Below are 13,096 nucleotides of genomic sequence, written 5' to 3'. Positions count from 1 at the left end.
TTAGAGCTCCCTAACCATGTCTACGAAGTAACGGTGCACGCGCGTGTCCCCGGTCAGCTCGGGGTGGAACGACGTCGCGAGCAACGGACCTTGACGGACTGCGACGATCCTATCGCCAGGCTCGCACCGGCCCAGCACTTCGACGTCGGCGCCGACGGATTCGACCCAGGGGGCGCGGATGAACACCGTGTGCACCCGCTCGCCCGCGAAGTCCAGATCCTCCTCGAACGAGTCGACCTGGCGGCCGAAAGCGTTGCGCCTGACCACCATGTCGATGCCGCCGATCGTCTGCTGGCCGGCGATGCCGTCCTCGATCCTGTCGGCCAGCATGATCATGCCGGCGCAGGAGCCGTAGGCGGGCATGCCCTCCTTGACCCGCATCCGCAGCGGCTGGAGCATGTCGAAGGTCTCGGCGAGCTTCCACATGGTGGTCGATTCGCCGCCGGGGATGACCAGGGCGTCGACCGCGTCCAGCTCGGCGGGCCTGCGTACGGCGACGGCCGTCGCACCTGCCTCCTGGAGCATGCGCGCGTGCTCGCGCACGTCTCCCTGGAGAGCGAGTACACCGATCGTGGGCACAGTCGATCCTTCCGTTGGGTGCGGGTTCCGACAATTCAACACCAGGATGGCCCCGCATCTTCCTAAAGGGCGAGCTTGACGTAGACGGGCTTGTGGTCGGACAGGGTCACCTGGCGTTCGACGTGGCAGCGCCGCACCGTGCCCTTCGGGGCGAACAGGTAGTCGAGCTTCTTGCCCTCGCGGGTCCAGCGGCCGGTGCGGCGCGTGCCTCGCTGGTCGCATTCCTGGTACGCCCGATAGACCGCCGCGACGGCGCGGCGCCCGGCGGCGCCGCCGTACCCGCCGTCGGGCGGCGAGACGTTGAGGTCGCCGCCGAGGACGGCCCGATGCCCGGGCTTGGCCGCGACCTCGAGCAGGCGCTTGATCTGCCTGGTCCGGTAGGGGGCGCCGGGCTGCCGGTCGTCGTACTGCGCGCCGGAGGACAGGTGGGTGCCGCAGGCGTGGACCTTCCTGGCGGGGATGGTCGCGCAGAGCACGGCGCGCTTGACGAACCAGGGCGGCGCGGGCAGCGGATGGATCTCGAAGGCGGCCTCGCCCGCGACCGCGACGGCGATGCTCTGCGCGCCACGCGGGCGGCCCAGGCGGTCGGGGTGGCAGGCGTACGGGGAGCCGTCGTGGGAGACCAGGCCCCATGAGCCGATGGTCCAGTTCCGCCGGGTGCGCTGTTCCAGCCAGTGCTCCAGCGTGCCGGTGGCGCCCGTGCAGAACTCCTGCAGGAAGATCACATCGGGCTTGATCGGCTGGTTGAGCGCGTAGGCGCCGATGTTCTGCGCCAGCTCGACGGCGGAGGCGCGGTAGAAGGGGCAGTCGGAGTTGGTGCCGGTGCAGACGTTCCAGGTCATCACCGACAGGTCGGTACGCGCGGGGGCCGTGAGCAACCCGGCGGCCAGCAACAGGACCTGTCCCACCATGGTGGGACATCTTAGAAGGCCCGGCCGCCCCGAGGCGGCCGGGCGCGTGGTCGCTAGGGACGCTCGGTCTCCAGGCGGACCGTCTCCTCGACGGTCATGGGCTTCTCGCGGAACAGCGTCGGGTCGAGCGGCCTCAGGTACGTCTGCTGGACCCCCGGCACCCGGTCCTCGATGACGAACGTGGCCCGCGTGTAGACCTCGGCCCCCGGCTCGGTGACCCGGGGCACGACCTTGAAGTCGGCCGTCATCTGATCGCGCTCGATCTTCGTCAGCACGTATCCGCGCTGGTTGTTGTAGAACTTCAGGTGCGGGTTGATCTTCAGGAACGGGTGCGTGGCCGGGTCGGAGTCGGCGCCGTTGCCGCCGGTGGAGATGGAGGTGGCCACCAGCTCGGAGCCCACGGACGGCCCGGTCGGGTCGTCGTAGTCGAGCTTGAGGTCGCTGGCCCAGTGCGCGTGCACGTCGCCGGTCAGCACGACGGGGTTGCGCACCTTGGCGTCGAGCCAGCCCTGGGTGATGCGGCGGCGGGAGGCGACGTAGCCGTCCCAGGCGTCCTGGCTGGTGACCTTGGCGGGGCCGGCGTTGTTGTCACGCTGGGCGAAGAAGACCTGCTGGCCGAGGATGTCCCAGTGGGCCCGGGAGTGGTGGAATCCGTTCAGCAGCCACTCCTCCTGCTCGGCCCCGGTGATCGAGCGGGCGGGGTCGACGGAGGCCGGGCAGTTCTTGTAGCCGTCGCCGCAGCCCTGGTCGTCGCGGTACTGGCGGGTGTCGAGCATGTGGAAGGTGGCCATGCGGCCCCAGCGGATGCGCCGGTAGAGCTGCATGTCGATGCCGCGCGGGATGGAGGTGCGGCGCAGCGGCATGTTCTCGTAGTAGGCGCGGAAGGCGGCCTCGCGGCGGGACAGGAAGTTCGGCTGCGGGACCTCGGGCTTCTCCGGGATCTCGTCGGCCCAGTTGTTGTCCAGCTCGTGGTCGTCCCACACGACCAGCCAGGGCGCGGCGGCGTGCGCGGCCTGCAGGTCGGGGTCGGCTTTGTACTGGGCGTGGCGCTGGCGGTAGTTGGCCAGGGTCTCGGTCTCGGGGCCCTCGTGGTGGCGGATGTTGCCGCCGGGGATGTTGTAGGTGTTCTTGGTGTACTCGTACTGGTAGTCGCCGAGGTGCAGGATCAGGTCGGGACGCTCCTCGGCCAGCCTGCGGTAGGACGTGAAGAAGCCGTGCTCGTACTGGGCGCAGGAGACGAACGCCATGGCGAGGCCGCCGCCGTACGACAGGGGGTGCGGGGCGGTGCGGGCGCGGCCGACCGGCGAGATGTACGGGCCGACGCGGAAGCGGTACCAGTACTCGCGGTCGGAGCTGAGGCTGTCGACCTCGACGTGGACGCTGTGGCCCCACTCGGGCGCGGCCACGGTGACGCCGGAGCGGACCACGCGGCGGCAGCGCTCGTCGGCGTAGACCTGCCAGAGCACCGGGAAGGGCCGCTGGGGCATGCCGCCGAGCCCGTCCTCGGCGAGGGGCTCCTGGGCGAGCCTGGTCCACAGCACGAAGCCCTCGTGGTCGGGGTCGCCGGAGGCGACGCCCAGCGTGAACGGGTCGGTACGCAGCCCGCGCGAGGCCAGCGTGTGGGCGGTCTCGGCGGCGGGATCCGGTTCGTCGGCGTGCGCGGCGGTGGCCGGGATGGCCGCGGCGGCGCCGGCCGCTAAACCGGTGACGAGGAAGTGCCTGCGGTTCAACTTCGCCATGTGTGGCTCCTGGGACGATCGAGGGTGAGGGGGACTCCCGTAGCCTTACTGACGATCATGACTGCGCAGTGAACACCACACAACACGAAAAAGACGACATCCTTCGCGGATGTCGCCTCTTTCGGAAATTTCCGTCGTCACCGTCGCCCGGTGGCACCCCCGCCAATGGGGATCATCTCACCGGAGGCGGGTCTGCGACCTGCAACGACGCGCCGGATCACCAGCCGCGCTCGGCCAGGCGGTGCGGCTGCGGGATCTCGTCGACGTTGATGCCGACCATGGCCTCGCCCAGGCCGCGCGAGACCTTGGCGATGACGTCGGGATCGTCGTGGAAGGTGGTGGCCTTGACGATGGCCGCGGCGCGCTTGGCCGGGTCGCCGGACTTGAAGATGCCCGAGCCCACGAAGACGCCCTCGGCGCCGAGCTGCATCATCATCGCGGCGTCGGCCGGGGTGGCGATGCCGCCCGCGGTGAACAGCACGACCGGCAGCTTGCCGGTCTTGGCGACCTCGGCGACCAGCTCGTACGGCGCCTGCAGCTCCTTGGCGGCGACGTACAGCTCGTCCTCAGGCAGCGAGGTGAGACGCTTGATCTCGGCGCGGATCGTGCGCATGTGGGTGACGGCGTTGGAGACGTCGCCCGTGCCGGCCTCGCCCTTGGAGCGGATCATGGCCGCGCCCTCGGTGATGCGGCGCAGGGCCTCGCCCAGGTTGGTGGCGCCGCACACGAACGGCACCGTGAACTGCCACTTGTCGATGTGGTTGGCGTAGTCGGCGGGGGTGAGCACCTCGGACTCGTCGATGTAGTCGACGCCGAGCGACTGCAGCACCCGGGCCTCGACGAAGTGGCCGATGCGGGCCTTGGCCATCACGGGGATCGACACGGCGTTGATGATGCCGTCGATCATGTCGGGGTCGCTCATCCTGGACACGCCGCCCTGCGCGCGGATGTCGGCGGGCACGCGCTCGAGGGCCATGACGGCGACCGCGCCGGCGTCTTCAGCGATCTTGGCCTGCTCGGGGGTGACGACGTCCATGATGACGCCGCCCTTGAGCATCTCGGCCATGCCGCGCTTGACGCGGGCGGTTCCGGTGACGGGGGTGCTTGCTGGCGTGCTGCTGGACACGGTCATCCTCACGGGCTCTCAACGGCGAATCGGTAAGTTATCAAGCCCATGGTAGGTCCTGAAGCGCCCCCTTCCCGACATGCCACCATGTCAGGAATTACCGGCAAATCATCAGGGGATGACGGGCTTGCGGCTGGCGAGGGCCACCCAGACCTGGCCGGGCGCGAAGTTCATCGGCTCGCCGCTCTCCGTGGTGAACGTCGTGCCGCCCTTCTCTGATTCCCGCTCCCAGTTCGCCTTGAAAGCTTTGCCGTCGCGCAGCACGATCGCCTTGCCCTTGCCCGTGGTGTGCACGAGCGGCGTGTAGCTGTCGTTCTTGTCGTGGAACTGGGAGCGCTCGGTCTTGGTGTACTGGACGACGATCGTCGGCGCGCTCAGCTGGCCGCCCTCGGCGGCCATGTCTTTCTTGCCGTCCTGGAAGATCATCCACTGCTTCTTCTGCTCCGACCAGGAGAAGGTGAAGCGCGCGGCGGGCCACTTGACGGTGTACGACTTCCGCTCCACGCCGCCCTCGGCCGGCGCCTCGCCGAAGGTGAAGCCGATGTCCTTGGCCTTGCTCGCCTTGGGCGCGTTGGCCAGCATCTGCTTGGGCCGGCCGAACAGGTTGTACGGGGCGACGCGGCCCGGCTGCCGGAAGTACGCGCCCGGGCTGCGGGTGTCGCCCACGTCGAACAACGACGCCTCGGCGATGAGCGGCAGCATCTTGGTCTGCGCGCCCGAGTAGGAGAAGGCCGGTTTGCCGAACATCGGCGCGATGTGCAGGTCCGAGATGCGGGCGCTGCGGACCGGGCCCACCTTGGGCGGCAGCTTGGAGGAGAAGATGGCCATGAGCCGGGTCAGGCCGGCTTCGACCTGCTCGATATAGACGATGTCCGCGCTCTTCAGCCCGAGCTGCGGCTTGCCCGCCGCGGTGTTCTCGATCTTCACGGCGAGCACCGGCTTGAGCTCGTCGTACGGCTGGCCGGTGAAGGGGTGGCCCGGCGGCTCCTTCGTGGGCTCCTCGCTGGGCGCGGCCGTGGCCGCCTGCGGCGCCTTCCCGGGGGCGGGCTCATCGGAGGAGCAGGCCGCGACAGGCAGCAGGACGGCCGCTCCGGCCAGCGTGACCGTGATGATCCGGGGTAGCCGCACGTGTAACTCTCCTCGCTTCAGCCCGAAAAACGGGATGAAGCTTACTGGCTTCCCCAAACCTGGTCATTCAGTTGCCATAGTCGCAGGCGGATTGTCATCAATCTCAAAGAATTGGGGGTATTCGGTATGCCCCGCCAGCCGCAGCGTCCGGGCCAGCCAGCGGCGCTGCGCCGTCCGCGTGACCGCCACGGCGTTGTTGTAGAAGCGGCGCGAGTAGACCACCTTGGCCACCGCCGCCTCGAGCTCCTCCAGCAGGTCGCCGCCGCCGGGCGACTCCGACAGCTTCTCCCTGAACCGCTCCTGGTCCACCGCCGCGCGCAGCGCCCGCGACAGGTCGCTCTCGGCGTGCTCGCGCTCCTCCGGCCCGGCGATCCTGGCCTCGTGGGCGGCCGCGGCCAGCACCAGTGACGTGGCCGGGTCCAGCAGCCGCGAGCCGGCCAGCTCCAGCACCACCGCCCGGCGCCGCATCAGCGCCGCCTCCAGCGACTCGCGGGCCAGCTCGAGGCGGATGTGCAGCCGGTCCAGCCGGCCCGCCCGCCATGACACGTACACGGCCATGAGCACCACGACGATGCCCACGATCAGCACGATCATCGTGGACGTCACAGGTCTTCCTCCACCCGCCCCGCACTGCTCGTGGTGACGGTCTCGTAAACGCGCACGACGTCGCGCGCCACCGTCGACCAGTCGTATTTCCTGACCGCCACCAGCGCCTCCGCGGCCAGTTTGGCCCGCCGCTCCGGCGCGTCCAGCAGGGCCGCCGCCTCGCGCGCCAGCGAGCCGGGGTCGCCGTTGGCGAACAGCGCGCCGGCCTGCCCCTCGCCCAGCACCTTGCGGAAGGCGGGGATGTCGCTGGCCAGCACCGTGGCCCCGGACGCCATCGCCTCGGCCAGCACGATGCCGAAGCTCTCCCCGCGCGTGTTGGGCGCGCAGAACACGTCGACCGAGTGGTACGCGCGGATCTTGTCGGCCTCGCTCACCATGCCGAGCACGGTCACCCGGTCGTGGAAGCGCTTCGGCACCCGCTCGTAGACGTCCTTGGCGTCGCCGGGGCCGGCGATGAGCAGCTTGACCTCCGGCCGCTCGGCCGCAAGCACCGAGAACGCCTCCAGCAGGATCGGCAGGCCCTTGCGTTCCTCGTCCATCCTCCCCAGGAAGCCGATCGTGGCGCCGTCGGGCCCCCACCCGTCGAGCGGCTCGGCCTCGGTGTAGCGGGAGACGGTCACGCCGTTCGGGATGAGCACCGTGTCGCCGCCGAACTGCTCCACCAGGCTCTTGCGCGCCGCGTCGGAGACCGCGATGCGGCCGCTGAGCTTCTCCAGCGCGCTGCGCAGCAGCGGCTCGGCCACCGCGATCGCCCGCGAGCGCTGGAACGACGCGTGGAACGTGGCCACGATAGGCCCCTTCGCCGCCCAGCAGGCCAGCACCCCCAGGCTCGGGATCAGCGGCTCGTGGATGTGCAGCACGTCGAACTCGCCGGTGCGCACCCACCGCCGCACCCGCGCCGCCGACAGGAAGCCGAACGACATCCTGGCCACCGAACCGTTGTACGGCACCGGCACCGCCCGCCCCGCCCCCGTCACGTAGGGAGGCAACTCGTCGTCGTCGGCCGCGGGCGCGATCACCGACACGTCGTGCCCCTGCGCCATCAGCGCCTGGGCCAGGTCGTCGATGTGCTGTTTGACGCCGCCGGGCATGTCCCACGAGTAGGGGCACACGATGCCCACCCTCATGGGCCGACCTTATGGGGCCGCAGGTCTTCCAGCCAGAGCCGCTGCAACATGTGCCAGTCCTCGGGATGCTCGGAGATGCCCTTCTCGAACACGTCGGCCAGCCGCTGCGCCACCACCGCGACCTTCTCCTGCCTGGTGCCCTCCTGCGGGACGGGGATCTCCTCGTGGATGTGGATGCCCCAGTCGTCGCCCACGAAGTAGACGGTCGCCGGCAGCAACGCGGCCCCGGTCTGCACGGCCAGCAGCGGCGGCCCCGCGGGCACCTTGGTGGTGGCGCCGAAGAAGCGCACCTCGACGCCGCTCTTGGTCAGGTCGCGCTCGGCCGGCAGGCAGACGACTCCGCCCTTGCGCACCCGCAGGGACAGGGTGGCGAAGTTGTGGCCGTCGCCGCCGGTCAGCGGCAGCACCTCCATGCCGAGGCCCTCGCGGAAGGCGACGTAGCGGCGGAACAGCGACTCGGGCTTGAGCCGCTCGGCCACCGTCGTGAACGGGTGGCCCACGCCCACCAGCCAGGCGCCGGCCTGGTCCCAGTTGCCCATGTGGGGCAGCGCCAGCACCACGCCCCGCCCGGCGGCCACGGTGTCGTGGATGTGCTCGGCGCCGATGACGTGGGTGCGGCGCACGATCTCCTCGGTGCTCATCGACGGCAGCCGGAAGATCTCGTGGAAGTAGCGGAAGTACGAGCGCATGCCCGCCCTGGTGAGCTCGCGCAGCTCACGGCTGCCGACGTCCAGGCCGGTCACCCTGGCCAGGTTGGACTCCAGCCGGCTCACCGACTTGCCGCGCCTGGCCCATACCCGGTCGGCCAGGAGCCGGAAGACGGCGGCCGTCGGGCGCTCGGGCAGCAGCGGGACGAGCTTCCAGCCGGCCGCGAAGCCCGCGGCGACGACGTGATCGCCGAACGACGCCTTCTCGCTCATCTCTCCCTCGTCTGCTCGTACACGTGCTTCACCCGCTGACCCACGGTGATCACGCTGGCCACCGCGAGCAGCCACATCCCGGCGGGCAGGATGTACGGCACCCCGAGCCCCGAGAAGCAGGCCGCGACCAGCGCCACGACCAGCCGCTCCGGCCGCTCGGCCAGCCCGACGTCGGCAGTCAGCCCGAGCCCCTCGGCCCTGGCCTTGGCGTAGGAGACCAGGGCGCCGGCGATCAGGCAGACCAGTGTCACCGAGGTCATCAGCGTGTCGCCTCTGGAGACGAAATACAAGATCAGGCCGGCGAAGATGGCGGCGTCGGCGACCCGGTCGAGCGTCGAGTCGAGGAACGCGCCCCAGGTGCTGCCCCCCTTCCCGCCGAGTCGGGCCACCACGCCGTCGAGCAGGTCGAACAGCACGAAGACCGTGATCACGAGGGCTCCCACGGTGAGGAGTCCCATGGGGAAGAAGGTCAGGGCCGACACGACGGTGCCGAGGGTGCCGATCGCCGTGACGGCGTTCGGGCCGATCCCGCGGCTGACGAGGGCCCTGCCCAGCGGCGTGAGTATCCGGGTCATTGCCGGGCGCAGGAGTTTGAGCATCGCCGTCCGATCGTAGGCCATCACGGACCTGACAACTTTCTTTCGTAGGCCGGCACGGGCCTGACAACTTTCTTTGCCCCGGACCTCTTGTGATATCCGCCACAGGGGTATTTGGTGAACACACCGCGTCCATGCGGTTTCTGTCACCTTCCGCGCGGGCGCGGCGTTGGGAAACAACGACCAACGCTGGAGGCTGATGTGGCGGAAAGAAGTTCGGGCGGCGCCGTGGGAGCCGCGGGCAGGGCACCCGTGGCCGACAGGGCGGATGCGATACGCAATGTCGTGCTGGTCGGCCACTCAGGAGCGGGTAAGACGACCCTCGTCGAGCAGCTGCTGGCCGCCACGGGCACCATTCAACGCCCGGGACGGGTGGAGGACGGCAACACGGTCAGCGACTTCGACGAGGTCGAGGTCAGGCAGCAGCGGTCGGTCAACCTCGCCTTGGCCCCGCTGGTGCACAACGGCATCAAGATCAACCTCCTCGACACCCCCGGCTACGCCGACTTCGTCGGCGATCTGCGGGCCGGGCTGCGCGCGGCCGACGCGGCGCTCTTCGTGGTGTCGGCCTCCGAGGGGATCGACGGGCTCACCCAGATGCTCTGGGAGGAGTGCGCCCAGGTCGGCATGCCGCGGGCGGTCGTGATCACCAAGATCGACCACCAGCGGGCCGACTTCGACGAGGTGCTGGCCACCTGCCAGGACGTCTTCGGCGACGGCGTGGCGCCCCTCTACCTGCCGGTGATCACCAACGGGCACGTCAACGGGCTGATCGGGCTGCTCACGCAGAAGTTCTACAACTACGCGACCGGCACCCGCACCGAGAACGAGCCGGGGCCGGAGTACGAGGGGCGGATCGAGGAATACCGCGGCACCCTGATCGAGGGCATCATCCAGGAGAGCGAAGACGAGTCTCTCATGGAGAGGTACCTCGAGGGCGAGCCGATCGACACCAAGGTCCTCATCGAGGACTTGGAGAAGGCCGTCGCGCGCGGCAGCTTCTACCCGGTGCTGTGCAGCGGGCTCGGGGTCGGCGCGATGGAGATCCTCGAGGTCGTCACGCAGGGCTTCCCGTCACCCCTCGAACACCCACTGCCTGAGATCACCGACCTGTCCGGCAAACCGGTCAAGGTCAATGCATGCGACCCCGACGGCCCGCTGGTGGCCGAGGTCGTCAAGACCACCAGCGACCCGTACGTGGGCCGCATCAGCCTCGTGCGCGTCTTCTCCGGCACGCTGCGCCCCGACATGACCGTCCACGTGTCCGGCCACGGCCTGGCCGACCGCGGGCACGAGGACCACGACGTGGACGAGCGCATCGGCACCCTGACCTGCCCGCTGGGCAAGCACCAGCGCCCCATCGGCAAGGGCGCCGCGGGCGACGTCGTGGCCGTGGCGAAGCTGTCGCGCGCCGAGACGGGCGACACGCTGTCCGAGGTCGACCGGCCGCTGCTCATGACCGCCTGGGCCATGCCCGACCCGCTGCTGCCCGTGGCGATCAGGGCCAAGTCCAAGGCCGACGAGGACAAGCTGTCGCAGGCGCTGGGCCGGCTGGTGGCCGAGGATCCCACGCTGCGCCTGGAGAACAACGCCGAGACCCGCCAGCTCGTCCTGTGGTGCATGGGCGAGGCCCACACCGACGTGCTGCTCGACCGGCTGGCCAAGCGGCACGGCGTCGAGGTCGAGCGGGTCGAGCTGCGAGTCCCGCTGCGCGAGACGTTCGGAGGCAAGTGCCAGGCGATGGGCCGCAACGTCAAGCAGACCGGCGGCCACGGCCAGTACGCGATCTGCCACCTGGAGGTCGAGCCCCTGCCCTCGGGCTCCGGCTTCGAGTTCGTGGACAAGATCGTGGGCGGCGTGGTGCCCCGGCAGTTCATCCCGTCGGTGGAGAAGGGCGTGCGCGCGCAGATGGAGCGGGGCGTCGTCGCCGGCTACCCGGTGGTGGACGTGCGCGTCACGCTGTACGACGGCAAGGCGCACTCCGTCGACTCCTCCGACATGGCCTTCCAGATCGCCGGCCAGCTGGCGCTGAAGGAGGCGGCGTCGAAGGTGCCGACCCTGCTGCTGGAGCCGGTGGACGAGATCTCGGTGCTCGTGGCCGACGACTACGTCGGGTCGGTCATGTCCGACCTGTCGTCGCGGCGCGGGCGCGTGCTCGGCACCGAGCCCGTGGGCACCGGCCGCACGCTGGTCAAGGCGGAGGTGCCGGAGCTGGAGATCACGCGCTACGCGATTGATCTGAGATCCATGTCACACGGCACGGGAACCTTCACGCGCTCGTTCCTGCGGTACGAGCCGCTGCCGCCGAACCTCGCCTCCAAAGTGACGGCCGCGCATTGAGCTGAGGAGCCGGGAGGGAAACTGGAGTCCCTCCCGGCCCAGCGGTGTTTTTCCATCACAGAACGATCCCGACTTTATTGCGTTTCTTCGTTCCGACCATCCGTGAGCAGCTGTCACACTGGGTGGCACTATGCGAACTGGACGCCCACTCCTAGCCGCCGCAGCCCTCGCCGTCGTCACCACGAGCGCCGCTTACGCGTTCGGCCCCGGTGCCGCGGAGAGCCCCGCGGCGAGCAAGAAGAAGACGACCACCGCCGCTCCCGCCGCCGCCTGCACGGCCGACGCCCGCTACCCGAAGCGTCAGCTGCGCGGCGTCTGGATCGCCACCGTCAAGAACATCGACTGGCCGTCCCGCAGCGGCCTGTCGATCGAGCGGCAGAAGGCCGACTACGTCAAGATTCTCGACAGCGCCGTCAGCCGTCGGCTCAACGCCGTGTTCGTGCAGGTGCGGCCCGCCTCCGACGCGCTCTACAAGTCGTCGATCGAGCCCTGGTCGCAGTTCCTGACGGGCAAGGCCGGCAAGGACCCCGGCTGGGACCCGCTGCCGTTCCTCATCGACGAGGCCCACAAGCGCGGCCTGGAGTTCCACGCCTGGTTCAACCCGTACCGCGCCTCGTACGACGCCGACGTCTCCAAGCTGCCCGCCAACCACCCGGCGCGGCAGCACCCGGACTGGACGGTCAAGTACGGCGACCGGCTCTACTACAACCCGGGCCTGCCACAGGTGCGCGAGCACGTCACCAAGGTCATCACCGATGTCGTCGACCGGTACGACGTGGACGGGGTGCACTTCGACGACTACTTCTACCCGTACCCGGGCGAGGGCGGGCAGTTCAACGACAAGGCCGCCTTCGCCAAGTACGGCAAGGGCAAGAGCCTCGCCGACTGGCGGCGCGACAACGTCAACACGCTCATCGCCCAGGTCGACAAGGTCATCCACGAGCGGAAGAACCACGTCAAGTTCGGCATCAGCCCGTTCGGGATCTGGCGCAACAAGTCGAACGACCCGTCCGGGTCCGCCACCAACGGCATGTCCGCCTACGACTCGATCTTCGCGGACGCGAAGGCGTGGATCGAGTCGGGCACCGTCGACTATGTGATGCCGCAGCTCTACTGGTCGCGCGGCTTCAAGGCGGCCGACTACAGGGCGCTGGCGCCGTGGTGGGCGGGGGCGGTCGAGGGCTCCGGCGTGCATCTGTACATCGGGCAGGCCCTCTACCGGGTCGGCGCCAAGGACGACAAGGCCTGGACCAGGCCGGGCGAGCTGTCGGCGCACCTGATGCTCAACCGCAAGTACGAGCAGGTGGACGGCGACGTCTATTTCAGCGCCAAGCAGCTGCTCACCAACCCGCTGGGCGCCATGGACCGGGTGGCCAAGGATCACTACGGCCGTCCGGCCCTGCTGCCCCTGATGAAGGAGCGCGGCGGCCAGGCCCCGGCCCAGCCGGCGGGGGCCAAGGTCTCGGGCACGACGGTGTCGTGGACGGGCTCTGAGGGGGCCCGGGCGTACGGGGTGTACCAGGTGCCGAAGTCCGGCAAGGACTGCCAGGCCACGGACGCCCGCAACCTGGTGGCCGTGGTCACCGGGCCGTCCTTCACGGCCAAGTCGGCGGGAACGTACCTGATCACCTCGCTCGACCGCCTGCACAACGAGAGCGCGCCGGTCCGGGTGAAGGTGGAGGAGATCTGACCCCGGCCTGACACCGGCCTGACACCGCCGGGGCCGCCGGCGACGGCGGGCCCCGGCACCGCCACGCCGTCGGCGGGCGGCGGCCCCGGGCTGAGGGGCGGGGCCCGGCCGGGGCGCCGGTCCAGGGGCCTGCCGCCGGACGGGCGCATCGCGTGTCATGAGGCCGCACGTGGTACGCCGACAGCGCACGCACCACGTGTCACGGGGTCACGCGTCGCCGGGCGGTGGCGTGGAGCCGCTGGCCCGAGCCCGGCCCAATTGAGCGACCGGCGTTTCACCGCCCCCAGGCGGAAGATTCTCCGCAGTTGTCAAGGCGCACTCCACTTCGTGAGAG

The 13,096-nt window shown here is 69.9% G+C and carries 11 protein-coding genes; 2 read left to right on the top strand and 9 right to left on the bottom strand.

What is annotated here, in order from left to right; translation table 11 throughout:
* The 9 genes from pdxT to pgsA form a co-directional block, all read right to left on the bottom strand.
* Positions 1-579 (bottom strand): pyridoxal 5'-phosphate synthase glutaminase subunit PdxT, encoded by a 579-nt coding sequence (gene pdxT, locus ID574_RS08615; RefSeq protein WP_188188146.1) that lies wholly within the window; start codon positions 577-579, stop codon positions 1-3.
* Between the two features lie 62 nt (positions 580-641).
* Positions 642-1,490: an endonuclease/exonuclease/phosphatase family protein gene (locus ID574_RS08610; RefSeq protein ID WP_188188145.1), complete on the bottom strand. Its 849-nt coding sequence runs from the start codon at positions 1,488-1,490 to the stop codon at positions 642-644.
* Positions 1,491-1,543: 53 nt separating this feature from the next.
* Positions 1,544-3,229: an alkaline phosphatase D family protein gene (locus ID574_RS08605; protein ID WP_188188144.1), complete on the bottom strand. Its 1,686-nt coding sequence runs from the start codon at positions 3,227-3,229 to the stop codon at positions 1,544-1,546.
* A 217-nt stretch (positions 3,230-3,446) separates the two neighbouring features.
* Positions 3,447-4,361 carry a pyridoxal 5'-phosphate synthase lyase subunit PdxS gene (pdxS, locus tag ID574_RS08600; RefSeq protein ID WP_188188369.1) on the bottom strand — a complete coding sequence of 305 codons (915 nt, stop codon included), beginning with the start codon at positions 4,359-4,361 and terminating at the stop codon, positions 3,447-3,449.
* A gap of 105 nt (positions 4,362-4,466) precedes the next feature.
* Positions 4,467-5,483, bottom strand: a complete 1,017-nt coding sequence (locus ID574_RS08595) for a DUF3048 domain-containing protein (RefSeq protein WP_223166480.1) — start codon at positions 5,481-5,483, stop codon at positions 4,467-4,469.
* 63 nt (positions 5,484-5,546) lie between these two features.
* Positions 5,547-6,077, bottom strand: coding sequence for a hypothetical protein (locus tag ID574_RS08590; protein WP_442939253.1), 531 nt, complete (start codon positions 6,075-6,077; stop codon positions 5,547-5,549).
* 8 nt (positions 6,078-6,085) lie between these two features.
* Positions 6,086-7,216 (bottom strand): glycosyltransferase family 4 protein, encoded by a 1,131-nt coding sequence (locus ID574_RS08585; protein WP_188188142.1) that lies wholly within the window; start codon positions 7,214-7,216, stop codon positions 6,086-6,088.
* Positions 7,213-8,136, bottom strand: coding sequence for a phosphatidylinositol mannoside acyltransferase (locus ID574_RS08580; RefSeq protein ID WP_188188141.1), 924 nt, complete (start codon positions 8,134-8,136; stop codon positions 7,213-7,215). Before ID574_RS08580 ends, ID574_RS08585 begins: the two co-directional genes overlap by 4 nt.
* Positions 8,133-8,756 carry a phosphatidylinositol phosphate synthase gene (gene pgsA / locus ID574_RS08575; protein ID WP_223166516.1) on the bottom strand — a complete coding sequence of 208 codons (624 nt, stop codon included), beginning with the start codon at positions 8,754-8,756 and terminating at the stop codon, positions 8,133-8,135. The genes ID574_RS08580 and pgsA overlap by 4 nt, the downstream gene beginning before the upstream one ends.
* A 177-nt stretch (positions 8,757-8,933) precedes the next feature.
* Between pgsA and ID574_RS08570 the strand changes: the two genes are divergently transcribed.
* Together ID574_RS08570 and ID574_RS08565 are read left to right on the top strand one after the other, a co-directional pair.
* Positions 8,934-11,072: an elongation factor G-like protein EF-G2 gene (locus ID574_RS08570; protein ID WP_188188140.1), complete on the top strand. Its 2,139-nt coding sequence runs from the start codon at positions 8,934-8,936 to the stop codon at positions 11,070-11,072.
* A gap of 130 nt (positions 11,073-11,202) precedes the next feature.
* The gene (locus ID574_RS08565) at positions 11,203-12,762 is read left to right on the top strand and encodes a glycoside hydrolase family 10-like protein (protein ID WP_188188139.1); all 1,560 of its coding nucleotides are present in this window, start codon (positions 11,203-11,205) and stop codon (positions 12,760-12,762) included.
* Positions 12,763-13,096 lie beyond the last annotated feature (334 nt).

The organism is Nonomuraea sp. SYSU D8015 (genome assembly GCF_008065375.1).
Taxonomy (GTDB): domain Bacteria; phylum Actinomycetota; class Actinomycetes; order Streptosporangiales; family Streptosporangiaceae; genus Nonomuraea.
The sequence above is the reverse complement of the archived record's forward strand: the minus strand, read 5'-3'. Positions and strand labels throughout refer to the sequence as shown.